We start from the raw sequence: 26,489 nt of genomic DNA on the forward strand, positions 1-26,489 counted from the left end.
TAAAAACAGCAGCGAATGAGACTATAACTAACTGAATTTGAAATATGAATTGACGAATTTCACTTTATATGATCTGCTTCGTTTACCACTAAACAAACATTTCAGACAAAGGAAATTCGTCAAAATGAATACTACCCTTACCGACCTACAAAATCAAATAACAAATTCAGAACAGATTGGCGTACTCAATGATTTTTTTACAAAATTCAAAATTGGTACGTTATTGAATCAATCAGGAATCGTTAAAACGAAAGGGGCATCACCGCTTGCCATTTTTACAGCCCTGTTTAACCTGGCATTTCACAACAAAAATTTATACCAGGGCATTGTGAAAAACAAAAAGATTAAAGTCGATAAGGACGCTGCTTACAATTTTCTGAACTCTCCGACATATAACCGGCGGCGGTTTACCCTTCATCTTTGCCGCCGGATTTATTTTGTCATCAGAAAGCTTCTTGATGATTCTTCCGAAGAAGTTCTTATTTTTGACGATTCTACCTTAATGGACAGTTGGTTTTCGATGCCATCAGTAATAGCAGATTTGCGCGAACACATACACGTCATATGCATGCTGAAAGCAGCATCCAAAATGGTGTTATGAATATCAAGGCAAAAAGCTTAGGCTGTCCGACCTCTATGGGAAATTGAAGAAAAAACGAGGACGAGCAAAGGTCAAAGCCCAAGCGATTGTTGCTCTTTCCAACGGCAAGCAGGCAAAAATTATTTTTGTTTCTTGTGATAAAAAACGTGGCTGACTGGCACTTCTGTCGACATATCTGTCCCTCCCTAATGAAAAAATCATTCGTCTGTACGGCAAACGCTGGGATATCGAAGGCTTTTTCAAAATGTGCAAGCAACACCTGAAATTGGTCAAAGAAATACAAATTAAGAACTACGATGGCCTGATCGCTCATACATCTCTTGTTATTGCCAGATATAACATGCTCAGCCTTTATCAGCGGCAATGTGTGGATCAAAGGTCATTCGGGGAACTTTTCAGGGCCTGTAATGATGAGATGAACAATCTATCTTTTATGGTTTCTTTGGAGCGGATCATGCGTTTAGCTTTGGTAAATATTCGGCGACTATTTGATTTTAGCGAGCGTATGGTACAGGAGGTGCTTGATCAGGTGATGGGTCAAGCTCTCAAGTGTTTTGGCTTTTCAAGTGGTCCTGAGGAATTATTGGGGGTGTAAATTTATTCCTCCGAAAGTTGAGACAATAAACAGAATAACCAGGCCCTCCTCTAACTTTACCGGCAGCGGACCCGGATGAATCCGGTTTCCTGATTTTCCTGGTCCTCCTTTGGATTTGTTCTGACCTGATTTTCCTTCAGCGTCCTTACCCATAGTTATTTTTTGTTGAACGCTGATCAAGAGAACACAGCCATTTTATATTGGACTATAATTGCAAATGCCCAGTTTTTTTGTTTTTATATATTGAATAAAATTTCTTGCTTGGTTGAGACTAAAATGTTTTAATTTTAATATGTTACAAATCTAATTCCTTCACATTTTTGTTTATGTAGATCGCATAATATTAAATTTTTTTTAAAAAAATAAAAAAAGTGCTTGACGGTGGTGTAAATTTCAGGCATATTTCGCCGGTCTTCTCGAGGGGACAAAGCAAAACGGTTTTCTTCGGGAAGTTTTTTTTTGCAAGGTTTGATCTTTGAAAATTGGTCAGTGAAGAAGAAAAGAGCGGGTCAATAACAATACGCTTTGGCTTAACAGCTGAAAGAGTAGACCTTAAAAAGTTTTAGTAAAGGATTATAACTGGAGAGTTTGATCCTGGCTCAGAATGAACGCTGGCGGCGTGCTTAACACATGCAAGTCGAACGAGAAAAGGATTGCTTGCAATCCTGAGTAGAGTGGCGCACGGGTGAGTAACACGTAGATAATCTGCCTTCAAACCTGGAATAACTATTCGAAAGGGTAGCTAATACCGGATAAAGTCGATTTACACAAGTGGATTGATGAAAGATTGCCTCTTCTTGAAAGCAATTGTTTGGGGATGAGTCTGCGGACCATTAGCTTGTTGGTGGGGTAAAGGCCTACCAAGGCAGCGATGGTTAGCTGGTCTGAGAGGATGATCAGCCACACTGGAACTGGAACACGGTCCAGACTCCTACGGGAGGCAGCAGTGAGGAATTTTGCGCAATGGGGGCAACCCTGACGCAGCAACGCCGCGTGAGTGAAGAAGGCCTTTGGGTCGTAAAGCTCTGTCAACTGGGAAGAAATTAGCTTCTATTAATAGTAGTTGCTATTGACGGTACCAGTGGAGGAAGCGCCGGCTAACTCCGTGCCAGCAGCCGCGGTAACACGGGGGGCGCAAGCGTTATTCGGAATTATTGGGCGTAAAGGGCGCGCAGGCGGTCTTGTCCGTCAGGTGTGAAAGCTCGGGGCTCAACCCCGGAAGTGCACTTGAAACAGCAAGACTTGAATACGGGAGAGGAGAGAGGAATTCCTGGTGTAGAGGTGAAATTCGTAGATATCAGGAGGAACACCGATGGCGAAGGCATCTCTCTGGACCGATATTGACGCTGAGGCGCGAAGGCGTGGGTAGCGAACGGGATTAGATACCCCGGTAGTCCACGCAGTAAACGTTGTACACTCGGTGTGGCGGATATTAAAATCTGCTGTGCCTAAGCTAACGCATTAAGTGTACCGCCTGGGAAGTACGGTCGCAAGACTAAAACTCAAAGGAATTGACGGGGGCCCGCACAAGCGGTGGAGCATGTGGTTTAATTCGACGCAACGCGAAGAACCTTACCTGGGTTTGACATCCTGTGAATATTGTGTAATTGCAATAGTGCCTTCGGGAGCACAGAGACAGGTGCTGCATGGCTGTCGTCAGCTCGTGTCGTGAGATGTTTGGTTAAGTCCAGCAACGAGCGCAACCCTTATCGTCAGTTGCCAGCACATAATGGTGGGAACTCTGGCGAGACTGCCCCGGTCAACGGGGAGGAAGGTGGGGATGACGTCAAGTCCTCATGGCCCTTATACCCAGGGCTACACACGTGCTACAATGGTAGGTACAAAGGGCAGCGACTCTGCAAAGGGAAGCGAATCCCAAAAGCCTATCTCAGTCCGGATTGGGGTCTGCAACTCGACCCCATGAAGTTGGAATCGCTAGTAATCGCGGATCAGCATGCCGCGGTGAATATGTTCCCGGGCCTTGTACACACCGCCCGTCACACCATGGAAGTTGATTATACCCGACGTCGCTGGGCTAACTATTTATAGGGGCAGGCGCCTAAGGTATGGTCGATAACTGGGGTGAAGTCGTAACAAGGTAGCCGTTGAGGAATCAGCGGCTGGATCACCTCCTTTCAAAGGAAAGAAATACATAAAGCTTTTTTTGGATTCACTGACCAATTTTGAGAGATCAACCCGGTGAAATTAAGTAACCGCACTCTCTTTGTTCTTTGACAATTTGTTGTAGTAAATATCAATAGCGTTGTTGATCAGGTATCATAGGATACCCAATCAACTAAATATAAAATGGTGTGAAAGATGAAAATCAATCACTCCATGCTATGTTGAAGAAAATTTTGCTGAAATTCAAGGCGCGATCGGCAATTTTAAATAAAGCGTAGTAGACTACGCTGTTTTAAAATTGACGTGAAGCAACGAAGAAGTTCACAAAATTTTCAAAAACATCAAAGCGTTTAAACTTATTTGTGGAATAGTGGCTAAGCTACTAAGAGCAAACGGCGGATGCCTTGGTGTCAAGTGAAGAAGAAAGACGTGGTAAGCTGCGATAAGCCTCGGTTAGGAGCCTAACTTCCTTTGATCCGGGGATTTCTGAATGGGGCAACCCGACACGGTTAATACCGTGTCATCCTTAACTGAATACATAGGTTAAGGAGGCTAACGGGGAGAACTGAAACATCTTAGTACCCCCAGGAGTAGAAAGTAATAACGATTCCCTAAGTAGCGGCGAGCGAACGGGGACCAGCCCAAACCGTTAACGTGTCAAGCCCGAAAGCGTTGCGTTAACGGGGTCGCGGGATACAGATCGGATCTGTTTCGGCAGGATCCAATAAGTTACAAAAGAAATTATTAGCTGAATAAGCTGGAAAGCTTAACCATAGCAGGTGATAGTCCTGTAAGCGAAAATAATCTCTCTTATTTTTGTATTCCCAAGTACTGCGGAACACGAGAAATTCTGTGGGAATTTGTGTGGACCATCACATAAGGCTAAATACGACTTGACAACCGATAGCGTACCAGTACCGTGAGGGAAAGGTGAAAAGTACCCCTGTTAGGGGAGTGAAATAGTACCTGAAACCGTTTGCTTACAAGCTGTGGGAGCACTTTCGAGTGTGACCGCGTGCCTTTTGCATAATGAGTCAGCGAGTTACTTAATGTGGCAAGGTTAAGCCGATAGGTGTAGCCGTAGCGAAAGCGAGTCTGAACAGGGCGCAAGTTGCATTGAGTAGACCCGAAACCAGGTGATCTATCCATGTCCAGGGTGAAGCGGGAGTAAAATCTCGTGGAGGCCCGAACCGTCACAGGTTAAAAACTGTTCGGATGAGGTGTGGATAGGGGTGAAAGGCCAAACAAACCTGGAGATAGCTGGTTCTCTCCGAAATATATTTAGGTATAGCCTCGTATGTTTCTTTTTGGAGGTAGAGCACTGAATGGGCTAGGGGTCTCACCAGATTACCAAACCTAATCAAACTTCGAATACCAAAAAGTCAGAATACGGGAGTCAGCCCGCGGGAGCTAAGTTCCGCGGACGAGAGGGAAACAACCCAGACCGCCAGCTAAGGTCCCCAAATCTATGCTAAGTGGAGAAGGATGTGGGAATGCCCAGACAACCAGGAGGTTGGCTTAGAAGCAGCCATCCTTTAAAGAAAGCGTAATAGCTCACTGGTCGAGTGGATCTGCGCCGAAAATGTATCGGGGCTAAAGCATAGTACCGAAGCTGCGGAATGAAATTTATTTCATTGGTAGGAGAGCGTTGTGTCGTCGCAGAATCGCAACCGCGAGGTTGTGTGGAGATTACACAAGTGCCCATGCTGACATGAGTAGCGATAAAGCGGGTGAGAGGCCCGCTCGCCGAAAACCCAAGGTTTCCTGAGTAAAGCTAATCTTCTCAGGGTTAGTCGATCCCTAAGGCGAGGCCGAAAGGCGTAGTCGATGGAAAACAGATTAATATTTCTGTACCACCTTGTTATCGTTTGAGAAATGGGGGGACGCAGGAGGGCAAGTCATCCGTCTGTTGGAATAGGCGGTTCAAGCTTGTAGGCTGGAATTTCAGGCAAATCCGGAATTCTAAGGCCGAGAAGCGATGTCGAGGGATTTATCCCATAAAGTGACTGCACCCATGCTGCCAAGAAAAGCCTCTATCGAGATAACAGGTGATCGTACCGTAAACCGACACAGGTAGGTGGGGAGAGTATCCCAAGGCGCTTGAGAGAACCCTGGTTAAGGAACTCGGCAAAATGATACCGTAACTTCGGGAGAAGGTATGCCCCTGATTGTTAGTATTATACTTTACAAAGCAATTGGGGGCCGCAGAGAATTGGTGGTAGCGACTGTTTACTAAAAACATAGGACTCTGCAAAGTCGCAAGACGAGGTATAGGGTCTGACGCCTGCCCGGTGCCGGAAGGTTAAGGGGATTTGTTAGCATTTATGCGAAGCACTGAACTGAAGCCCCGGTAAACGGCGGCCGTAACTATAACGGTCCTAAGGTAGCGAAATTCCTTGTCGGGTAAGTTCCGACCTGCACGAATGGCGTAACGACTTCCACACTGTCTCAACCAGGGACTCAGCGAAATTGCAGTGGCGGTGAAGATACCGTCTACCCGCGAAAAGACGGAAAGACCCCGGCACCTTTACTACAGCTTGACATTGGATTTTGGGATATGATGTGCAGGATAGGTGGGAGACTTTGAAGCATGCGCGCCAGTGTGTGTGGAGTTACCCTTGAAATACCACCCTTCATGTTTCAGTGTTCTAACCACGTTCCGTAACCCGGAACTGGGACAGTGTCTGGTGGGTAGTTTGACTGGGGCGGTCGCCTCCCAAAGAGTAACGGAGGCGCGCGAAGGTTCCCTCAGGCTGATTGGAAACCAGCCGTAGAGTGCAAGGGCATAAGGGAGCTTGACTGCGAGAGAGACATCTCGAGCAGGTACGAAAGTAGGTCTTAGTGATCCGGCGGTTCTGAATGGAAGGGCCGTCGCTCAACGGATAAAAGGTACGCCGGGGATAACAGGCTTATCGCCCCCAAGAGTTCACATCGACGGGGCGGTTTGGCACCTCGATGTCGGCTCATCACATCCTGGGGCTGGAGCAGGTCCCAAGGGTTTGGCTGTTCGCCAATTAAAGTGGTACGTGAGCTGGGTTTAAAACGTCGTGAGACAGTTTGGTCCCTATCTTTCGTGGGCGCAGGATATTTGAGGAGATCTGATCCTAGTACGAGAGGACCGGATTGGACCAACCAATGGTGTTCCAGTTGTCGCGCCAGCGGCATTGCTGGGTAGCTAAGTTGGGTATGGATAACCGCTGAAAGCATCTAAGCGGGAAGCCAACTTCAAGATTAGATATCCCATACGTAAGTACTGAAGACCCCTTGAAGACTACAAGGTTGATAGGCTGGGTGTGTAAGCATGGCAACATGTTGAGCTTACCAGTACTAATAGGTCGTGAGGCTTAGCCACTTTTTTCCACGAATAAATTTAGATTCTTTGATGTTAAAGCATATTTTGCGAAATTTTTTGTTGCGGCACAAAAGTTTTAAAACGCAGTAGTTGACTACAGCTTATTTAAAACTTTTGTTTGCGCCTTGAATTTCATTAAAATCTGCATCAACATACCGACATAGCAAAACGCTATTGAAACAAAACATCTTAAAACAAGACACTTTGTTTCTTGTTTACTACAACAGATTACATATTTGGACCCATGGAACATGACAAGAAGAACTCTTTCTGAAGTTCCAGGTCCGACCGATGTAACCGGTGGCGATGGCAAAGAGGCCACACCCGTACCCATCTCGAACACGGAAGTTAAGCTCTTTAGCGTCGATGGTACTGCATGGGAGACTGTGTGGGAGAGTAGAACGCCGCCGGTTCTTTTTTAAAAAGCTCTGATCATTTATTACAAATGATCAGGGCTTTTTTTTTATTTTTTTATCAACCCGGTTTAGGAAATGCCATATTAATGATTTTCGCAGATAACATCTCCCTTGCCTATGGCAAGCGGGCCCTGTTCAAAAATGTCAACATCATGTTTAAACCCGGCAACTGTTACGGCCTTATTGGGGCCAACGGTGCTGGAAAAAGCACTTTTTTAAAAATTCTTGCACATGAACTTGAGCCGGATACCGGCACCGTCTCTGTCGGTCCCAGGGAGCGGATCGCTGTTCTGCGGCAGGATCATTTTGCCTTTGACGACCATCGGGTGATTGAGACGGTAATCATGGGCCATGAAAAGCTGTACCGGCTTATGGCTGAGCGGGACGCCCTTTATGCCAAACCTGATTTTTCCGAATCGGACGGCATCCGGTCTGGTGAAATTGAGGTCGCGTTTGAGGAGATGAACGGGTATGAGGCTGAAGCGGATGCGGCTGTGCTCCTCACGCATCTGGGTATTGGCGAAGCGCTGCACGCAAAAAAAATGAAAGAGCTTGAAGGCGGCGAGAAAGTGCGGGTCCTTCTGGGTCAGGCCCTGTTCGGCAACCCAGATGTCCTGCTCCTTGACGAACCCACCAATAACCTGGATATCCAGGCTATTAACTGGCTCCAGGAATTTTTGTTTCGGTTCAAAAATACAGTGATTGTGGTTTCCCACGACCGGCATTTCATGAACCAGGTCTGCACCCACATTGCCGACATTGATTTCAGCAAGATTTCTGTGTACGTGGGTAATTATGATTTTTGGTACCAGGCCAGCCAGCTCAACCTGAAGCAGAAGCAGGCGGACAACAAACGGGTCACGGAAAAGGCTGAAGAGCTGAAGGCCTTTATTCGCAGGTTTTCCTCCAATGCGTCTAAGTCAAAGCAGGCAACATCTCGAAAAAGGCTGCTGGATAAGCTGACCGTTGAAGAGTTGCCTGCATCGAGTAGAAAATATCCGTTTGTACGGTTCAAACCTGAAAGGGCGTGCGGAAACGTTATCCTGGAGGTGGAGGGGCTTTCCAAGACCATTGAGGGTGAAAAAGTCCTGAATAATATTACCTTCAGGGTCAATAACGGAGATAAGATTGCCTTTGTGGGCTCAAAGAGCCTTGCCGGAACCGCGCTTTTCGATATCCTGTCAGGGAAAACTGAGGCGGATGAAGGCACCTTCAGGTGGGGTGTTACCACCAGCCATTCTTATTTTTCTAAAGAGCATGGCGCATTTTTTGAGAAGGACCTTAATTTGATCCAGTGGCTGCTCCAGTTTGCCCCACCCACCGAGGGAGAAAGCTTTGCCAGAACCTTTTTGGGGCGGATGCTTTTTTCCGGTGAGGATGCCCTGAAAAAGACTCATATGCTCTCAGGCGGCGAAAAGGTCAGATGCATGCTGTCAAGGATGATGTTGGCCCAGTGCAATGTCCTGATGCTGGATGACCCCACCAACCACCTGGACCTTGAATCCATCACCGCCCTTAACGACAGCCTGGTTGAGTTCCCCGAAGTGGTTCTTTTCACCTCCCACGACCATGAGTTTATCAATACCATTGCCAATCGTATCATTGAGATTACGCCCGACGGGATCATTGACAGCCTCATGTCCTATGATGAGTTTATTGAAAGCCCGGAGGTTGCCCGGGTGCGGGAAAAAATGAGCGCATAATAATAGATATGGCCCGGACAAACGGACGGGTAGCCAAAAAAAGAATATGAAAATCGAATACGATGTGGTGATTATCGGGGCAGGCGCTTCCGGGTTGATGTGCGCGGCCCAGGCCGGAAAGCGCGGGAGGCGTGTAAAAGTTCTGGACCACGGCCCCAAGCCCGGGCGCAAGATTCTCATGTCCGGCGGCGGCAGGTGCAACTTTACAAACCGTAGGGTCAGTGCGCAAAATTATATTTCATCCAATCCGCACTTTGCAAAATCCGCGCTCAGCCGGTACCGGCCACAGGATTTCATCGCCCTTGTTCGGCAATACGGGATCAGCTTCAGCGAACGGGAACACGGCCAGTTGTTCTGCACGGGCAGTGCCGGGCAGATTCTTGAGATGCTGCTGGCAGAGTGCCGCAGCGCCGGTGTCTGCCTGGCATTCAAAACAAGCGTCAGCAGCATTGAGAGACAGGCTTCGGTCCGGGGGTTCCGGATCTGCACTGCCGGGGAAAGCATAGAGGCCTCATCTCTGGTTATTGCCACCGGAGGGGTCTCGATGCCTGCAGCTGGTGCCACTTCGTTCGGATACAAGGTCGCCGGGCAGTTTGGCATTCCTGTGGTACGGCCCAGGCCCGGGCTTGTTCCCTTTACGCTTCACCCCGAAGATAAAACGGTTCTGGCCCCCCTGGCCGGGATTTCAGTCAAGGCCCTGGTCTGCACGGGATCTGCCTCATTTAAAGAGCAGCTTCTGTTTACCCACCGGGGGCTGAGCGGCCCTGTGATCCTGCAGGCCTCATCCTTCTGGCAGCCCGGAGCCCCGCTGACCATAGACCTTTTCCCGGATGGAAATCTGGAAGACCTTCTGGAAACAGAACAGCAGACCCGGCCCAAACGTCATGTGAAATCTGTCCTGACCGAGCATCTTCCAACGCGTCTGGTCCAGGCCCGTCTGAATGAAAAGCTGTTGGACAGCCCTCTTCACGCCATTTCCCGCCAGGGGCTCAAAAATGTGGCAGATGAGATCCACACCTGGAACATCCAACCCGGCGGCACCGAAGGATACAGAACGGCTGAAGTAACTGTCGGCGGCATTGATTGCCGCGGGTTCTCTTCAAAAACAATGGAATCCCGGGATGTTCCGGGGCTTTACGCCATCGGCGAAGTGCTGGACGTCACCGGGTGGCTGGGCGGATACAATTTCCAGTGGGCATGGTCTTCGGCCTGGGCCGCCGGACAGGTGGTGTAGGTGTTACCGGAACAACCGGCCTCAAACCATCATCCGGTTGATGACAATCCTGTGGGCCTTTCCAAACGCCATAATTTCCTCGGGCTTACATTCTCCGGCAGTGTAGGTTTTTAAAAAAGCCGGGACCGACAGCATATACAGAATGTAGGAAAGATGGCCGGAATAGCCGTTGTTGTCCAGCTTTTGAAGCGCTGATATGGCCTGATTCGCCCGTTCCATTACCTGGCGACTCACCGCCGGCGGTGCATCCTGGCCGCAGACATGGGCGGAGTAAATTCTGCGGCAGGAAAAGGGTCGGTCCTCATAGATCATGCAGGCATTATTTTTCATAAGGAAAGGACAGGGAACCGCTTTGCCTGCTTCCCGCTGCTTTATTTCGCTTCTAAATGCCTTTGTCAGGGTTTTCTGCCGGCTTTTGGGCATTTTGTTCATGGCCTTCCGGATAACCATCCCCTCCAGGGTGGTAATGTCAATGCTGCCGGCTTCCCTGCAGCAGAAACTGCAGCCCCGGGTGCAGGCCCTGCCTTTTACCAGGTCACGGGTATCCGCATCAAAGGCTGCGTAAATATTTTTTAATTGAGCACTTTTTTCTTTCATATTTCTCCGGTTCGTTAATTTGTGTCAAAATCAGCGCATTATCCTCTTTTTAATACTTAGGGGCAAGGGGCTTGAATTGTAAATTTATTGCCCGACGTCAACGCCTTGTGAAAAGAGTTGAGGCCGTTTATAAGGTCAGATCGGAGCTGTAAAAATTAAGTATACAGTTTTCGGTCGGGTTCTATCCAATACAGCAATATTAACCAGGCATCGGTATCAACGGATTGACATAAATGTTAATGCTCATCTTTCAGAGCTGACGCTATATCCTCCGCCGTCAACCCCTCTTGGGGACAGCGCCGGGACTCGCACACATTTAAATACGCATCGGCAATGTCCCTACCCAGCAATCAATCGCCCATTGGGGGTGGTGAACCCTTTGCCAAACACAACAGCGGCAAAAAAATCGCCATCCCAGGGGATGGTTGGCCCGGTTGGTCGCAGTGCAACTCCAGTAAGTAGCACTGTTTTCCACCACAAGCAGGAGCAGATGATCGGTCTTTTTGCGATCCACTGAGAACTCCTCATAGGGTAAAGGGCTCGGGGCAGTGAAAGCAGTCTATATCCGCCAGGGTTATCCGTCCTGAAAAAAGTCCTGTCTCAACATAGCTGTCCAACGCTTTTTTATTACCAAAAATTTGTAATCCCCTTTCTCGGTGGGGCAGAAGGGGTGGATCCTTTTTGCGGTTTAAAAGATAGTGGTTTACGGCCCGGGCAAGTTTTAATTGTCTCTCGGTGGTCAACGTATGGGCAAATGCCGCCATTCGGGTGGGCTCTCAGGGATTTTGTTCCCTGATACGGGCAAGCGTTTTCTTTCGCGTACGCGTAACGCGATCTTCATTGGCCCGGACCAGGGTGACATACAGGGGCAAAATTCCGAATTTATGCCAGCCCTGCCCTTTCCTGGACGGCAACAGGATCTTCCCTTTGGCGTCAAATTCTTCCAGGAGGCTGAGCAACCGTTCTTCTTTAGAGATATCCATGATGCCCGGAATGGCCGAAAGAATGTCCTGCATGAAAATTTTTCGGCGGGTTGCCCCGGCAAACACTCCTTCAAGGGCCGTCATTATCCCTTCAAAATTTGTATCATCATCGGAAAACACTGAAAACACCATTAAAATTTTTGATAACGCCTGATTTCATCCAGAAAGTTCGGCGTAAAAATGCCTGAATCTGTTTTTTTAACAATTTCATCAAGCCGCCAGAACCGTCCCTCTTCAATTTCATCGACATTTATTTTAATAGGCCTGTCCCACAGGCAGTAGTAACTGGATACATATTCCGATTCATAGTCATTGCGTAACCGGTATTTATACAAATACTTCAGGTTTGCGCCGTTAATGTCAAGCTCCTCTTCCATTTCCCGGACAGCCGCATCCCGGTAAGATTCGCCCTTGTCCACATGACCGCCCACCGAGGTATCCCACTTTCCCGGCTGGACATCCTTATTTATATCTCTTTTTTGCAGATACAATTCATTTTGGCTGTTAAAAACCAGAATATGAACCACCCTGTGAATTAAATTTGGATTACCATGGACCTGATCACGAGTGGCCTGGCCGATAATTTGATCATCTTTATCAACGATATCAAAAATTTCTTTTGTCATAAATTTTCCTCTAAAGAGCAGATGGGAGGTTTTGCTTTCACGGGGAGTGCGGACAGGATTCCCGGATAAGCTTTTATGAAATGTTGGGATTCAGGGTCCACCGGATGAACCAGCCCGAGTCATCCTGATCAAGACAGACAATCCCTGAATTTTGAAATTTCAGCACTTTGGGTGCCTCCCGGCCTGTGGTCAGGTAAGCGACTAGTTTTTCCATATAGGGAAGATGGCCCACCACCATATGGTTCGAACTGGGGTTAAGCCGGTTGCCAAGACCCGTCACATCATCCATGGGCGATATATCCGCCATCTGCTCAGGGGCGAGACCAGGGCAAAGGGTCTCAGCCATGATCAAAGCGGTCTGTTCTGCGCGTTTTTTTCCGGAATGGAAAATTTGGGAGATTTTAACGCCATAACCGGCGGCCACTTCGGCTATTTTTAAGGTCTCCTCACGGCCCTTTTCAGACAATCCTTTTTCAGGGCCTTCGAGTTTTGGCAGGCTCAGCCCATGCTGTACAAGAAATACCGACATGCAGTCTCTCCTTTGGTTTTTTTATAAAACTATAGTAATTAAGGAATGAGTTTTAAATAACTCACCCATTTTTAACATCCAAGTGGAATTGCAGAATAATTCCACTTGGGCAAGGTTTTATCGAATACAATGTGCATTGTTGATTTAAAGGTTTTACTGACTTTGCTGCCGGTTTGATAAATCATTGTCAATGACATTAACGAAAACTTCAACCCTTTTTGAGTTCGAGTCTTGGAAATCAGATTCGTAACCAGCTCTAAACTTGAAAAACCGACCCTGCACGCGCGTGTTATGTGGGGAAAGAGCCGATGTTCAATAGGGTTGAATTTCGAACAATACGGGGGATAATGAGCGATACGAATTTCAATCCCGATTTCATCTGCCAAAATTTGAAGATCCTGTTTGAAAAGGTAATGTCGTGAACTGTTACTGCCTCCGCCGTCGCACAAAACTAAAATTGACGTTGCATTCGGGTAGTTTTTGCAGCCATAATCATACCACCAATGACCGAAGCTGTCGCATGCAAATTCACTGGTATCATGAATCGTTCCCACCTGAACATATCCGATATTGAGCTGTAAATCATACAGGCTGTGGGGAATGACCACACCTTCTGCAAAACTTGGAAAATCATGATCATATACCTTCAATTCTTCGAGCGTATAAAGATATCCGTCTTGATAAAAATTGCCTATATGTTCTTTTTTCTTGGTATCCATACTGATAATCGGATTACCGTCTTTTAGATACATCGATTTGAGTTTCACAATATTATCGAATTGCTCATTCCGATCAGGTACACTTTTTTTCAAGGATTGTCTTTTTTGTGCTTTGCGGAGACGATAATCATGTCTTTTAAGCAGTTGACGGACAACATTTCAGCTCACTTCAATGCCATGCTCATCTTTCAGGGCTTCGACGATTTCCCATGCACGCAGGTTCGTCCATCGAATTTTTTCATCCATTGGGTCTCCTGCCGTATGATCACGCAATGCATCCAGAAATTGCTCATCTATTTCCGGGTTGGAAATCCAATACGGTTTCCGTCCTCCCCCAGCATTACATATTTTGGGGTATTCATCCGAAACTTTGCCAATAAGTTTTTGTACTGTACGCATAGGCAACTCCGCGACTTCGGCTGCGCGCTTTACGCACAGTCTTTCTGCTGCATCCCAGAACTTTGGCAATATAATCTTGACCGCCATGTCCCAATATAAGGGCTTCCATACCAGCATATCTCCGGCGATTTCGTTCGTTCAGGCTTTCATAATATAGACGCATGAGATCTTCTGTCTCTTCAGGGTAACGCATAGTCGCCGACTACTACAACATATTCTTGGGTTTTTATACCTCAAAAATCAAGATGGGAACTTTATTTCATGCTCATTCCTTAAGATCCGTTCCTTAATCCAAGACCGGTCTGGAAATAGACGTATCCGGACCGGTATGATAATAGTGTCTGAACAAAAACCTGTAAACTGAATTAAACCAGGAGAAAAAAAGCCATGCCTGAACCTAAGTATATTATAAATTTTATTTTTTCACTGATGCTGCTTATGGGAACAACTCTGCTTTTACCTACTCACTCTTTGGCAACCCAGGAATATGTGTTTACCGGCCAAACAATGGGTACCACATATTCCATTAAGATGATTTCAGCCAAACCGCTGTCCAAAAGCTTATGGCAGAAAAAAATTAATTTGCGCTTAAAACAGGTAAACGCACGTTTGTCCATGTACCAAAAAAACAGTGAACTGTCCCGGTTCAATGCCGCGCCAAAGGACCAAATTTTCAGGGCGTCTGCAGATTTCTACCAGGTTCTTGACCAATGCAGACACCTGCATACCCTGACCGATGGGGCTTGGGACGGCACAGTCAAACCCCTGGTTGATTTGTGGGGATTCGGCACAAAGGGACGGCGGGACACGCCGCCTGAGCCGGCAGAGATCAAAGCAGCTCTTAAACAAATCGGCTTTAACAAGCTTAAAATCGGGGACCATGTCCTGACCAAGACAATGTCGGGCATAACATTGGATTTAGGCTCCATCGCCAAAGGGTATGGCGTGGATGAAATTGCCCGCCTGATCAGGGAAGGCGGAATTAAGAGCTATCTTGTGGAAATCGGTGGAGAGTTGGTCGGCGCAGGAGAAAACAAGCATCGCAAGGCGTGGATTGTGGGCATAACAAACCCCCAAAAAGGTTTTTTGAACTCCGGTCTGTACAAAGAAGTGCGTCTGGATAACAAGGCCATTGCCACCAGCGGAAATTACAGAAACTATTTTGAAAAAAACGGGCGGATCTACTCCCACATTATCAGCCCGAAAACCGGTTATCCGGTCAAAAACGCGGTGATATCCGTATCGGTTATTTCCGATACCTGCACCTTGGCCGATGGCCTTGCCACAGCGCTTATGGTCATGGATACCCACCAGTCTCTGGCGCTTATCAACAGCCTTAAAAACACCGAATGCCTGATCATCCGCCAGGACGGGAAGAAAAGAAACGCACTGCGGTCATCTGGATTCAAATCATACGAAATCGGTTTCTGACCCTTTCACCATTCCGGCGCTGTCAAATACGCCATAACGACAGTAAATTAATTTTGAAGAAAATTTAAAATTTCTGATTTTTAGATTGACATTCTTCTTTTTTCCAGTATAATGCGAAAAATGCATGTTTTGTATATGCATATGTTCCTTCCTTAAGGTGTATATCTCATATATTTTCTGTGATTACCCCAAAGTTAGAAGCAAATTTTTATTTTTTATTTAGGAGACCGCCGACATGGCAAATGGTACAGTAAAGTGGTTCAGCGAGACTAAAGGTTTTGGTTTTATCGAAGTAGAAGATGGTGGAAAAGATGTCTTTGTTCATCATTCAGGCATTAACGCACAAGGTTTTAAAACCCTGAACGAAGGCGACCAGGTCACATTTGACATTGAGCAGGGCCCCAAAGGGCCGTCTGCTGCAAATGTCACAGTGAAATAGCTGACCACTTTTATTTATAACAGTCATGGACGGCCCTGATCTTAGTTTATAGGTATCCCGTGACAAACATGAAAGGGTTTGGAGCATTTCGAACACTTTCATCTGAACAGTTATTAAAGCCCCTGAGAATTCTGTTTTCAGGGGCTTTTTTGTTGGCCGTCATGGCCCGCGGTGGCAGCAGGCACCTTCTGCAGCCGAAACCGTTGTGTATGATAAATTATTTAAATGCCAGTAAAGGCACCTTTCCTGTCAGAAAGTTCTTCTTTCAGGCACTCCTCGCTGACCGCGTTGTCGAACAAACATCGCACGTTAACGTTGACGTTTTTACTGATACTTAACCGTGAAAACAGTATGGAGATGTTGTTGGATACACCCCCTTGTATCTTCTTCAAGTTGATGATGCGCCTTTAATCCTCGGCTTACCTTTTTTCACTCAATATATATTGTAAGCGGATCACAGACGTTAAGTCCGTATGATACGGCATTATGCTGAAAAAAGGTCTGCATTCAGGAGTTTTAATGAGCTTTACCCAGTTTCATTTTCACCCTGGCATCCAGTCAGGTATTCAAGACGCGGGCTACACCAGCCCCAGCCCCATCCAGCAGAAAGCAATTCCCCCCATTCTTGAGGGAAAAGACATTCTGGGCCTGGCCCAGACCGGCACCGGAAAAACCGTTGCCTTTGTGCTGCCCATTCTCCAGCATTTGCTCAAAACACGCCGCACCGCATCTTCAGCATCGCCGTCAGCATTGATCATGGCCCCCACCAGGGAACTGGCCGAGCAGATTCATGAAAGTATCACACTAATGGCGAGTCACACCCCAGTTAAAAGCGTAGCCGTTTACGGCGGGGTTGGAAAATATCTTCAGATAAAAGCCCTGAGACAAGGCGTGGACATTATTGTCGCATGCCCGGGACGGCTGCTGGATCTCATGAATGAAAAAGCCCTGAGCCTTAAGGAAATTGATATCCTGGTTCTGGACGAAGCCGATCAGATGCTTGATATGGGATTTCTGCCTGATATCAGGCGAATTATCCGGGCGTTACCCAAAAAACGCCAGACCCTGGTTTTCTCTGCGACCATGCCAAAAATGATCGGCAATCTGGTCCAGGATATTTTAAACCATCCCATCAAGGTTCAGGTCAACCAGACCGGGCCTGCACCCCGCATCGCCCATGGCCGGTTTAATGTCCAAAGGGAAAAACGCACAGACCTGCTCAAGACGCTGTTTGCTAAAAACGGCATGTCCAGTACCATTGTATTTACACGGACTAAGCATAAGGCCAAAAGTCTTGCCGTCCAGTTAAAAAAATCCGGATTCAACGCGGTGTCATTACAGGGAAATTTATCCCAGAACCAGCGACGCAGGGCAATGGACGGCTTTCGAAGCGGCTCTTTCAAAATCCTTGTAGCAACGGATATTGCCGCCAGGGGAATTGACGTATCAGGAGTTTCCCATGTGATCAATTATGATCTTCCGGATACGGTTGAAACGTATATCCACAGAACCGGCAGGACCGGAAGGGTCAATCAACCCGGCCAGGCATACACCTTTACAACCAGGGAAGATAATAAAACCATCACCTTGATTGAAAAGGCCCTGGGCAGAAAAATGACAGAAGAATCCTTACTTCCGGCTTAAATAGTCATAACGGCACGACCAAAAAAAGGAGTGGCATGGCAGCCAGAAATCAATATTCCTGGGAAAAAAGGCAAAAAGAGTTGAATAAAAAAAAGAAAAAAGAAGAAAAGCTTAAGCGAAAAGCGGAAAAAAAGAACCGGGCAGACACCGGCAGCGATCCTGAACAGGATCAATCGGATCAGCTGGGACTGCAGGAATAGTGACAGCCCCCATATCCCGCGTCCGCGTCCGCTATACAACCCTTGAAATCGGGGATATGGATATTCATATCCGGACGCTTAAAGATCATCTCCAGTTTGAGGATATCAACGGTGAAGCAAAAAAACTTGGGATATCTTCGGCTACCTGGCCCCTGTTCGGCGTGGTCTGGCCCTCTAGCCAGGTGCTTGCCCGCCTGATGCTTGACTACTATGTGAATGGGAAAAGGGTGCTTGAAGTGGGATGTGGCATTGCCTTGGCCAGCCTGATTTTAAACAAAAGGTCGGCAGATATTACAGCCACAGACTACCATCCTGAAACTGAAGGGTTCTTGGCTCACAATGTGAAACTCAATGATGGGGAAAAAATCCCCTTTGTCCGGACCGGATGGGCGGATCTGGATGATGATCTTGGTAAATTTGACCTGATCATCGGTTCGGATATTCTTTATGAAGTTGAACATGTCAATCTTTTGTCCGCTTTTATAAATCGACATGCCCAGGGCTATTGTGATGTAATCATTGTGGACCCCAGGCGGGGGAATCACGCAAAATTTAGCAAAAAAATGGCAGGACTGGGTTATACCTGTTCACAGAAAAAAGCCAATCAGACAGACGATATGGGAAAAATCGTCATCTGCCAGGTGCTGACGTTCTCCCGTCAGGGCATACCCAACCTTGCATAAAAAAATTTTTACAATTAATGAAACGGATTGGAATAAAAATAAAAATTTATATACCGCATCATAATCAGGACATCTGAAACGCTGGGGTATATTTTAAAAATAAAAGGACCCGTGAATGAAAATTTATGTCGGGAATATGACAGAACTGATGACAGAAGAAACGCTTAGACAGGCGTTTGAAGCATTTGGCGAAGTTGAAAGCGCTAAAATAATAACAAACAGGTTTAACGGACGCTCCAAGGGATTTGGGTTTGTTGAAATGCCGAGCAATTCCGAAGCGGACAAAGCCATTAAGGCCTTGAACGGCAATATAGTCGATAAAAAGCCCATCAAAGTGAATCATGCCGATTCCGGTGGTAAAAAGAAAAAAAAGCCGTTCAGGAGAAGAAATTATTAGGCGCCGATTAAAAATCCAATAACAGCGGGGATTTTAAATCCGGTATTTCCCCTGGTACGAATTCCGGGCTTCAAGCATATGCTGAATCATGTTGAATGTCTCTCTGTACCGGGCCGACCACAGCGGGGCCACAAGTTCATCGGAATGAGGGTCCCCTGTAATCCGCTGGATAATCATGGCCTTGGGCAGCCGTTCCAGAAAATCGCAGACCAGGCCCACATATTCCTGTTGTTCTAAAGGCGTATACCGGCCTTGGCCGTACATTTTGTCCAAAGCTGTGCCACGGACCACATAAAGCAGGTGAATTTTAACGCCATTAACCCCCAGATCCCCCAGAATTCTGGCATTTTCCAGCATCATGTCCCTGGTTTCTCCGGGCAGGCCCAGAATAATGTGAGCACAGACATTAAGTTTTTTTTTGGGCGCAACCAAGGCCATGGCCGCTTCAAAGGCCTTGAAATTATGCCCACGGTTGATCAGGGCAAGAGTAGCGTCATGGGCAGACTGAAGCCCGTATTCCAGCCAGATAAGATAATCTTTCGTATAGGTGTCAAGCAGATCGATTTTTTCTTTATCCACACAATCAGGCCTTGTGCCCACCGCCATACCGACCATGCCCTCACAGGACAGGGCTTCGTCATATAAGGTTTTAAGATGATCAACCGGGGCATACGTATTGGTAAAAGACTGGAAATAGGCAAGAAATTTTCTGGCCTTGTATTTTTTTATAGCTCCGATCTTGCCGGCCTGAATCTGCTGGGAAATGGAAAGCCCCCTGGCAAAGGCCCCGGTACCCGACCCTTTTGCATTGCAGTAAATACATCCGGCTCTGGACAGGGTTCCGTCCCGGTTAGGGCAGGTCAGCCCGGCATCCACGGAAATTTTCTGCACCCGCTCACCAAACAGGCTTCGCAAATAAGCATTATAATCCGAGTACCGTTTCATTCGGTCCACCTGTGCCAATTTTTCCTCCATTTCATCCTTTTGCATTCAACCGATATGCTGCATATCCGACCAAAGGATGCTTGTAAAAGCTAGGTTCAAACGCCCTCCCCTTAAGCCGACGCCTTAACCATACAGATTATAGATGAATTTGCCAAGGTGAAGATTAGCAGCGAACGCTTGACCAATAGCCAGTCGTCATTATATTTAGTCCCTGTAAAAAATAGTTAAGGATGATATGAATACTTTCAAAAACAGATATGATGTCATTGTGGTGGGTGCAGGACACGCCGGGTGCGAAGCGGCCCTGGCTGCGGCCCGTATGGGCTGTGACACCCTGCTGCTCACCATTGACATGGACAAAATTGCAGCCATGCCCTGCAGTCCCTCCATCGGCGGGACGGCCAAAGGCCAGCTGGTCAAGGAGATTGATGCCCTGGGCGGCTGGATGGCAAAGGTATCAGATTCTTCGGCCATCCAGTATCGGACCCTGAACACCCGTAAAGGTCCGGCTGTCCAGTCCACCCGAACCCAGAATGACAAGAACATGTATTCACAAAATATGAAACATGTCCTGGAAAAGGCTGACAATTTGGATCTTAAGCAGGCCATGGTCGAATCTTTGATCATCGAAAACAATGAAATTAAAGGGATTACCGACAATACCGGATTTGAATATGTTTCCTCCTGCGTGGTTATTACCACAGGAACCTTTCTGCGGGGTACCGTCCATATCGGGTCCTCCAGAATCCAGGCAGGGCGTGCCGGAGAATTTGCTTCCACGGGTCTGGCTCTGAGCCTTGAAGCCATGAAACTTGAAATGGGCAGGATGAAAACCGGCACTCCGCCGCGGCTGCATGCCGATTCCATTGATTTTTCAAAATTCAATGTCCACGGATCAGACGAAGTGATCAAACCTTTTTCCTTTTCCACCACCAAGGTGACAAACCCCATGCTGCCAAGCTTCATGGGTCAAACCAACCCGGACACCCATGCCCTCATCCGCAACAATTTGAAGTACTCAGCCCTGTACGGTGGACAGATCAAAGGCCAATCCGCCAGGTACTGCCCATCCTTTGAAGACAAGGTGGTAAAATTCCCGGACCGGGACTCCCACCATGTAATCCTGGAATATGAAGGTATCGACTCCAAAGAAATTTATGCCTCGGGCCTGGGAAACAGTCTGCCCCTTGGCATCCAATACCAGGTGGTACGCTCGGTAAAAGGCCTTGAACAGGCCCAGATCATGCGGGCGGCCTATGCCATTGAATACGATTATGTGTCGCCTTTGGAACTGACGCCTGCCCTTGAAACCAAAAAGATCAAGGGCCTGTTCCTGGCCGGGCAGATCAACGGCACGTCCGGCTATGAAGAAGCCGGGGCCCAGGGGTTGTGGGCCGGGGCCAATGCCGCGGCAAAAATACTTGGCCGCCCCCCTTTTATTCTGGACCGGTCCCAGGCTTATATGGGGGTTATGGTGGATGACCTTGTCACCCGGGGTACCAAAGAACCCTACCGCATGTTCACGTCCAGGGCCGAATACCGGCTGCTGCTCAGGGAAGACAATGCAGATCTACGTTTAGCCCGAATTGGTTATGAATACGGCCTGACAAGCAAGGCGCACTGGGACGAGGTTTCCCGGATCAAGACCGCCACGGAAAAAGAACTTGAACGGATCAACCGAATCGTGATCAAACCCAGCGATGAAACCAATGCCTTTCTTACCGGGCACAACTCCAATCCCATTGATACAGGTGTTCCTTTAACTCAATTGCTCAAACGTGCGGAACTCAGTTACGATCTTTTAAAACAGATCGCTCCTGTCCCTGAACCCGTCCAGGACCGCGCAGCCCGGCAGGTGGAAATTGAAATCAAATATGAAGGGTATATCCGGCGTCAGTATAATGAAATTAAAAAATTTGAGGATCTGGAACGGATAAAAATTCCGCTTGAATTTTCCTTTGATGCAGCCCACGGTCTGTCCAATGAGATCAGGGAAAAACTCAACCGGATCTGCCCGGCATCCCTGGGCCAGGCATCCCGCATTGACGGCATGACCCCGGCAGCCATCTCCGTTCTTATGGTGGCCATCAGCGCATTCAGACAAAACCGGTCTAATTGATGCAAAGGATAGCCCATCGCCCCTTGACTTAAACGGGTTGCGCCTTATTTTTATTACACATTTGTACTAAAGGAACAACCATACAGCTAAACGCAAAGGAATAAGATATAAAATGGCGCAAGATTACTACAAAACACTTGAAATAGATAAAACTGCGACAGCCGCTGACATAAAAAAGGCCTATAGAAAACTTGCCCTCAAATACCATCCGGATAAAACCAAGGGGGACAAGGTTCTGGAAGATAAGTTCAAAGGCATTTCAGAAGCTTACGCGGTTCTCAGTGATCCTGAAAAAAGAAAACAGTATGACACCTACGGATCTGCCGACTTCCAGCAAAAGTTCTCCCAAGAGGATATTTTCAGAAACTTTGACCTGGGCGATATTCTCAAAGAGTTTGGTTTCGGCGGTGGCGGCGGGTTCAACCGGTCCGGCGGCTTTTCTTCCTCATTTAAACAGGGCGGTCCAAGGTCTTCGTTTTCTGGCGTGGGGGGCAATCCCTTTTCCCAGAACGCGGGACCTGGGGCAGGTTACGGTCGCAAATCCCCGACCAGGGGCAAAGATCTGGAATATGAAATTCCTTTAACCCTGGACGAATTAATCAATGGCGTCGGTAAAACCATCACCATTTCGCAGAACGGGCAAGCCAAAGCCATTGAGGTTAAAATCCCCAAAGGCCTGACCCAGGGTAAAAAAATAAGACTGGCAGGCAAAGGCGAATCCGGCGCAAACGGTGGTCCGGCCGGCAACCTTTACATCAAATCCAACCCTTCCCTGCCCCAGGGCATTACCCTGGAGGGAAACGATATCCTGATGACAAGGGGTGTTGGACTCACCCAGGCCCTTTTAGGAGATAAGGTTGAGGTGACCACCCCCTCAGGCAAAACCATAAATTTGACCCTGCCGCCAGGGACCGGACACAAGGCAAAAATGCGTTTGTCGGGCATGGGAATTCCCCATATGAAAGGAAATGGTTGCGGAGATCTCTATGTTGTGATTAATATAGAGATGCCGAAGAATTTAAACTCCAAACAGAAGAAATTAATCAAGGAACTTAAGGAAACAGGATTATAATTTAACATGCCTGAACTCATCCCCTTGATTTCCCAACAGGAAATCAAGGAAAAAGTCCGGGAGGTCGGACAAAGAATTACCCTGGATTATAAAGGTCTTGATCTCGTGGTTGTAGGGGTTCTCAAGGGATCTTTTGTCTTTCTGGCCGATCTTGTCCGGCAGATCACCATTGAGCATGAAATTGATCTGGTGGGTGCATCATCGTACGAAGGCACGTCATCTACCGGACAGATCGTGTTTACAAAACAACCCGACCTTGAACTTAAAGGACGTGATGTGCTGCTGGTGGAAGATATCGTGGACACAGGCCAGACCCTTGCCAGGATTATCGAATCCATACAATTGTTAAATCCTCGGTCCATAAAAACATGTGCGCTGATAGATAAAAACGAACGCCGGGAAAAACAAATCAATATGGATTATTCATGTTTCTGCCTTGATGAGGGGTTTATCGTAGGTTATGGGCTGGACTACAATGAAAAATACAGAAACCTACCGGCGATCTTTGATTTAAAATTATAAAATGAATTTATATGAAAGAAATTAAGCGCTTAGTTTCTTTCATGACTTGTTGTGGCCTGACCTCGGTGAAAGACCTGTTCGGCCATGGCCGTTATTCAAATTAAGGGGATGCCCAATGATAATTACCTGCGAAAAGTGTTCAACCCAATTTGTCCTTGACGACGCCCTGATTAAGCCTGAGGGATCAAAGGTCAGATGCGGTAAGTGCCGGCATGTTTTTACAGCCTTTCCACCGGACCATCCAGAAATTGAGCTCTCTGAGCAGTCGAATCCTGAAGAACAAGAGATCCAAAACCAATTAGACTTTAACGCATCACAAGATGACGATTTCAATATGGACAGCGATTCGCACAGCCAGAACGCTGACCTGGAAGATACGGATATTGATTTCTCCGGAATTGAATTCGATGAGCAGGAATTTGAACAAAAGCCATCGGAACGTCAGGCAGACACAGAAGCAACAAATTTTCAGGACCAGGACATTGACACTGAAGACCCATCCACGGATTTTTACGAAGACGGTCTTGATTTCGAAACTGCTGAATTTGAGATAGAGGAGCCGGAACTGGATTTCCAGGATGATGGTCTTAAACAGGACACCCAGGAATTTGAATTTGAATTTGAAGAAACTGAAAATGAAATATCTTCTGAACCGGCATCAATGCCCGCAGATTCAGATACGACTGATATTGAAATCAGTTTTGACCAGGATGACAGCGCAGACCTTGAGCTGGAGCTGGAAGAGCTGTCTTTTGATATGGATGACCCAGCCGTAGAGGCATCGTCCATTGATGACCTTGAACTGGATACAAAACAGGATGATGATCCGGGACTTGAATTTGAAGACGATCCCCAAGCAGATCTTATTATTGAAGATGACGACGATCTGGAGTTATCCCTCGAACCCGAAGACGACCTGATTGACGTCCAAGAGCAGGGCGACATAATTGAAGGGCAACCGGATATAAAAAATGACGGTTTACCTGCAGATGACATCATGCTTGAATCTGATGACGACGATGAAGAACCGGATGACCAGAATGCGGACGAAAAGAGTGAACAAACTGCCTCAGAGCAGGATAAATTTGCTGAATATGACAAGGTACTGGAACAGGAGATCGAACCGGAAGACACGGGTATAACCGTTCCGGACCCCGGAGAGGAAGACAACATACCTTCACCTGTCCCCCCGCAGACCTTGAGGGATGAGGAAATCGAAACCATCACAGAGGCACAGACAGAACAAGAGGCCTTGATCATACCGTCCGCACAAAGTGTCCGCCAGAAACGAAGCACAAAAAAGGAAAAAAGGGGAAGCCTGGCAGTTAAAATTCTGTTGGTGCTGGTGCTGCTGATCCTGGCTGCCTATGTGGCAATCATTCGTCTTGGTGTAACTATTCCGGTGGTGTCCGACATTCAGATTCCCGTTATTACCCAGTGGCTTGAGCCCAAACAGGCGCCCCAGCCGCCACTGAACCCAGTACTGGACGAACCCAGTATTGATGGCCGGTTTGTTTCCAATAAAAGCGCAGGGGACCTGTTCATTATCACAGGCAGAATTAAAAATCCGTCCAATACTGCCGTCAGCTACCTCCAGGTCAAAGGGACCTTGATGAAAAAGGACAACACCAAAGCAGAAACGCTGATCGCCTATTGCGGAAATATAATTCCCGAAGAAACACTTAAGTCCGGCAATATCTCGGATATAGCCAAGCAGATGGGTGTAAAACAAGGGAATCAGAATACCAATGTCAATATCAAGCCCGGCGCTTCGGTCATGTTTATGCTGGTTTTTTCCAATCTGCCCGAGGATCTGTCCAATTTCACCGTGGCGGTAGAGGGATTTGAGCCTGCTCAAGAATAAAGTTGCCACGATTAATTCATATTAAGGACAATTATATTAAAATAAATCAAAAATTTTATTTGACACGCCCTTTAACATTGTGCTATTTATTCCAGGTTTTTTGTGGCGACGTAGCTCAGATGGTCAGAGCATGCGGCTCATATCCGCAGTGTCCGGGGTTCAATTCCCTGCGTCGCTACCAGCATCTACAATGGCCCCTGTCCGCAGGGGCTTTTTTGATTTCTCACCCCTATGATTTTAGAGCCACAGCAAGCTGACAAATATCGTCCGGCGTTGTATGACAGCATCCCCCGATGAGCCTAGCCCCATTTTTTGCCCATTGAGTCGCCATTTCACCAAAGGAGGGCCGACCCGGCTTTGGGGCCCATGATTTGGTCAAGTTATTATACTGCTCGCCTTTATTGGGGTATACCACCACAGGTTTGTCGGTTACGGACCGGATTTCTTTTACAAGAGACACCACATGAACCGGATCTGTGCAGTTGATACCCATGGCAGCCACACAGGGTTTGTCATCCAGCCATTGGGCGCAGTCCCGGACTGCCTCTCCGCTATTGATGTGCTGTCCGTCCCTTGCACTGAAGCTGAACCAGGCCGGAATCATATCCAAATTCTCCAGTAACCGGACAAGAACTCTGGCTTCGGCAAAGCAGGGCAGGGTTTCACAGGCCAGAAAATCTGGCCCGGCTGAAACCAGTGTTTTCAATCTTTCTTTGTGAAAAACAACCAGGTCATCTTCACTTATGCCGTAATTGCCGGTGTATTCCGACCGGTTCGTTAGAAAGGCTCCGTAGGGACCTACCGATGCCCCCACCAGGGGTTTCAGTCGATTGACCCGGTTGGCTGGATCAGCCCAAAACGCATTCACCACAGTTTTTGCCAATATAACAGCAGATTGGATAAGCTTTTGGGCCTGTTCATGGGTGAAGCCATGGCGTGCTAGGCCCTGGAAAGTGGCCTGGTAACTTGCGGTGATCAGACAATCCGCACCGGCATGAAGATAGTCGGTATGAACTGCCGCAATCATCTCAGGATTGTCTGCCAGAAGCCGGGCCGACCAGAGCGGATCATCAAGATTGCACCCCCGGCGCTCAAGCTCCGTGCCAAGCGCCCCGTCAATGATCAGATATTTCTTCTGTTTCAGATATGCGCGGATAACATCAGCCATAGTATTTTTTCCCTCCTGCTCTTTTTATTATTTTAATAATTTACATCCAAAGCGTATGAAATCCATGGAAAAATTTGAAAAGTATAAATTTAATCGCCTTGACATTTTTGATTCAGACCCAAATTTA

General features: G+C 47.3%; 22 protein-coding genes, 1 tRNA gene, 3 rRNA genes and 1 pseudogene. 17 read left to right on the forward strand and 10 right to left on the reverse strand.

Features of this window, described 5'->3' with window-relative positions; genetic code table 11:
• Window positions 1-124: 124 nt before the first annotated feature.
• From EYB58_RS24695 to EYB58_RS06660, 6 genes and pseudogenes are all read left to right on the forward strand, one after another.
• A pseudogene (locus EYB58_RS24695) lies at window positions 125-1,196 on the forward strand (IS4 family transposase).
• Window positions 1,197-1,772: 576 nt separating this feature from the next.
• Window positions 1,773-3,332, forward strand: a 16S ribosomal RNA gene (locus EYB58_RS06640).
• 360 nt (window positions 3,333-3,692) lie between these two features.
• Window positions 3,693-6,672 (forward strand): 23S ribosomal RNA (locus EYB58_RS06645).
• A 296-nt stretch (window positions 6,673-6,968) separates the two neighbouring features.
• Window positions 6,969-7,085 (forward strand): 5S ribosomal RNA (rrf, locus tag EYB58_RS06650).
• The 16S, 23S and 5S rRNA genes sit together here, the layout of an rRNA operon.
• An 89-nt stretch (window positions 7,086-7,174) precedes the next feature.
• Window positions 7,175-8,791: an ABC-F family ATP-binding cassette domain-containing protein gene (locus tag EYB58_RS06655; protein WP_111953892.1), complete on the forward strand. Its 1,617-nt coding sequence runs from the start codon at window positions 7,175-7,177 to the stop codon at window positions 8,789-8,791.
• 46 nt (window positions 8,792-8,837) lie between these two features.
• A complete protein-coding gene (locus tag EYB58_RS06660; protein ID WP_111953880.1) occupies window positions 8,838-10,025 on the forward strand; it encodes a BaiN/RdsA family NAD(P)/FAD-dependent oxidoreductase in 1,188 nt (395 codons plus the stop codon).
• A 21-nt stretch (window positions 10,026-10,046) separates the two neighbouring features.
• Here the strand turns inward: EYB58_RS06660 and EYB58_RS06665 are convergent, their stop codons facing one another.
• The 8 genes from EYB58_RS06665 to EYB58_RS23465 form a co-directional block, all read right to left on the reverse strand.
• Window positions 10,047-10,622, reverse strand: coding sequence for a YkgJ family cysteine cluster protein (locus tag EYB58_RS06665; protein ID WP_111953878.1), 576 nt, complete (start codon window positions 10,620-10,622; stop codon window positions 10,047-10,049).
• A 316-nt stretch (window positions 10,623-10,938) separates the two neighbouring features.
• The gene (locus EYB58_RS06670) at window positions 10,939-11,136 is read right to left on the reverse strand and encodes a hypothetical protein (RefSeq protein ID WP_131072019.1); all 198 of its coding nucleotides are present in this window, start codon (window positions 11,134-11,136) and stop codon (window positions 10,939-10,941) included.
• A 10-nt stretch (window positions 11,137-11,146) separates the two neighbouring features.
• The gene (locus EYB58_RS06675) at window positions 11,147-11,386 is read right to left on the reverse strand and encodes a hypothetical protein (RefSeq protein WP_111953876.1); all 240 of its coding nucleotides are present in this window, start codon (window positions 11,384-11,386) and stop codon (window positions 11,147-11,149) included.
• Window positions 11,387-11,398: 12 nt separating this feature from the next.
• The gene (locus EYB58_RS06680; protein ID WP_111953874.1) at window positions 11,399-11,737 is read right to left on the reverse strand and encodes a hypothetical protein; all 339 of its coding nucleotides are present in this window, start codon (window positions 11,735-11,737) and stop codon (window positions 11,399-11,401) included.
• Complete coding sequence (locus tag EYB58_RS06685) at window positions 11,737-12,231, reverse strand: NUDIX hydrolase (protein WP_111953872.1); 495 nt, start codon at window positions 12,229-12,231, stop codon at window positions 11,737-11,739. Before EYB58_RS06685 ends, EYB58_RS06680 begins: the two co-directional genes overlap by 1 nt.
• A 73-nt stretch (window positions 12,232-12,304) precedes the next feature.
• The gene (sixA, locus tag EYB58_RS06690; protein WP_111953870.1) at window positions 12,305-12,760 is read right to left on the reverse strand and encodes a phosphohistidine phosphatase SixA; all 456 of its coding nucleotides are present in this window, start codon (window positions 12,758-12,760) and stop codon (window positions 12,305-12,307) included.
• Between the two features lie 71 nt (window positions 12,761-12,831).
• Window positions 12,832-13,623, reverse strand: coding sequence for an ISAzo13 family transposase (locus EYB58_RS23460; RefSeq protein ID WP_207309164.1), 792 nt, complete (start codon window positions 13,621-13,623; stop codon window positions 12,832-12,834).
• A gap of 15 nt (window positions 13,624-13,638) precedes the next feature.
• Window positions 13,639-13,995, reverse strand: a complete 357-nt coding sequence (locus EYB58_RS23465) for a hypothetical protein (protein ID WP_207309139.1) — start codon at window positions 13,993-13,995, stop codon at window positions 13,639-13,641.
• 270 nt (window positions 13,996-14,265) lie between these two features.
• Between EYB58_RS23465 and EYB58_RS06700 the strand changes: the two genes are divergently transcribed.
• The 6 genes from EYB58_RS06700 (at window position 14,266) to EYB58_RS06720 (ending at window position 18,672) form a co-directional block, all read left to right on the forward strand.
• A complete protein-coding gene (locus EYB58_RS06700) occupies window positions 14,266-15,309 on the forward strand; it encodes an FAD:protein FMN transferase (RefSeq protein WP_111953868.1) in 1,044 nt (347 codons plus the stop codon).
• Window positions 15,310-15,544: 235 nt separating this feature from the next.
• Window positions 15,545-15,748, forward strand: a complete 204-nt coding sequence (locus tag EYB58_RS06705) for a cold-shock protein (protein WP_111953866.1) — start codon at window positions 15,545-15,547, stop codon at window positions 15,746-15,748.
• A 519-nt stretch (window positions 15,749-16,267) separates the two neighbouring features.
• Entirely contained in the window at window positions 16,268-17,392 is a 1,125-nt protein-coding gene (locus tag EYB58_RS06710) for a DEAD/DEAH box helicase (RefSeq protein ID WP_111953862.1), read from the forward strand.
• Window positions 17,393-17,427: 35 nt separating this feature from the next.
• Window positions 17,428-17,592, forward strand: a complete 165-nt coding sequence (locus EYB58_RS23105; RefSeq protein WP_165477752.1) for a hypothetical protein — start codon at window positions 17,428-17,430, stop codon at window positions 17,590-17,592.
• Window positions 17,592-18,275, forward strand: coding sequence for a class I SAM-dependent methyltransferase (locus EYB58_RS06715; RefSeq protein ID WP_242637581.1), 684 nt, complete (start codon window positions 17,592-17,594; stop codon window positions 18,273-18,275). Before EYB58_RS23105 ends, EYB58_RS06715 begins: the two co-directional genes overlap by 1 nt.
• Before the next feature lie 115 nt (window positions 18,276-18,390).
• Complete coding sequence (locus EYB58_RS06720; protein ID WP_111953860.1) at window positions 18,391-18,672, forward strand: RNA recognition motif domain-containing protein; 282 nt, start codon at window positions 18,391-18,393, stop codon at window positions 18,670-18,672.
• A 33-nt stretch (window positions 18,673-18,705) separates the two neighbouring features.
• Here EYB58_RS06720 and mnmL read toward each other — a convergent pair whose 3' ends face one another.
• Window positions 18,706-19,662: a tRNA modification radical SAM protein MnmL/YtqA gene (gene mnmL, locus EYB58_RS06725; RefSeq protein ID WP_242637582.1), complete on the reverse strand. Its 957-nt coding sequence runs from the start codon at window positions 19,660-19,662 to the stop codon at window positions 18,706-18,708.
• Between the two features lie 190 nt (window positions 19,663-19,852).
• On the opposite strand from mnmL, the gene mnmG reads away from it, so the two are divergent.
• The 5 genes from mnmG to EYB58_RS06750 all read left to right on the forward strand — a co-directional run bounded on the left by mnmG (window position 19,853) and on the right by EYB58_RS06750 (window position 25,375).
• Window positions 19,853-21,736: a tRNA uridine-5-carboxymethylaminomethyl(34) synthesis enzyme MnmG gene (gene mnmG, locus EYB58_RS06730; RefSeq protein ID WP_111953856.1), complete on the forward strand. Its 1,884-nt coding sequence runs from the start codon at window positions 19,853-19,855 to the stop codon at window positions 21,734-21,736.
• A gap of 112 nt (window positions 21,737-21,848) precedes the next feature.
• Window positions 21,849-22,808 (forward strand): DnaJ C-terminal domain-containing protein, encoded by a 960-nt coding sequence (locus EYB58_RS06735; RefSeq protein WP_111953854.1) that lies wholly within the window; start codon window positions 21,849-21,851, stop codon window positions 22,806-22,808.
• A gap of 6 nt (window positions 22,809-22,814) precedes the next feature.
• Entirely contained in the window at window positions 22,815-23,330 is a 516-nt protein-coding gene (gene hpt, locus EYB58_RS06740) for a hypoxanthine phosphoribosyltransferase (protein WP_111953852.1), read from the forward strand.
• A 115-nt stretch (window positions 23,331-23,445) separates the two neighbouring features.
• Window positions 23,446-25,194, forward strand: a complete 1,749-nt coding sequence (locus tag EYB58_RS06745; protein ID WP_111953850.1) for a DUF3426 domain-containing protein — start codon at window positions 23,446-23,448, stop codon at window positions 25,192-25,194.
• 104 nt (window positions 25,195-25,298) lie between these two features.
• A tRNA-Met gene (locus EYB58_RS06750) sits at window positions 25,299-25,375 on the forward strand.
• A gap of 48 nt (window positions 25,376-25,423) precedes the next feature.
• Here EYB58_RS06750 and mmuM read toward each other — a convergent pair.
• A complete protein-coding gene (gene mmuM, locus EYB58_RS06755; RefSeq protein ID WP_111953848.1) occupies window positions 25,424-26,362 on the reverse strand; it encodes a homocysteine S-methyltransferase in 939 nt (312 codons plus the stop codon).
• Window positions 26,363-26,489: the final 127 nt, after the last annotated feature.

Source organism: Desulfobacter hydrogenophilus (assembly GCF_004319545.1).
GTDB classification, from domain to species: domain Bacteria; phylum Desulfobacterota; class Desulfobacteria; order Desulfobacterales; family Desulfobacteraceae; genus Desulfobacter; species Desulfobacter hydrogenophilus.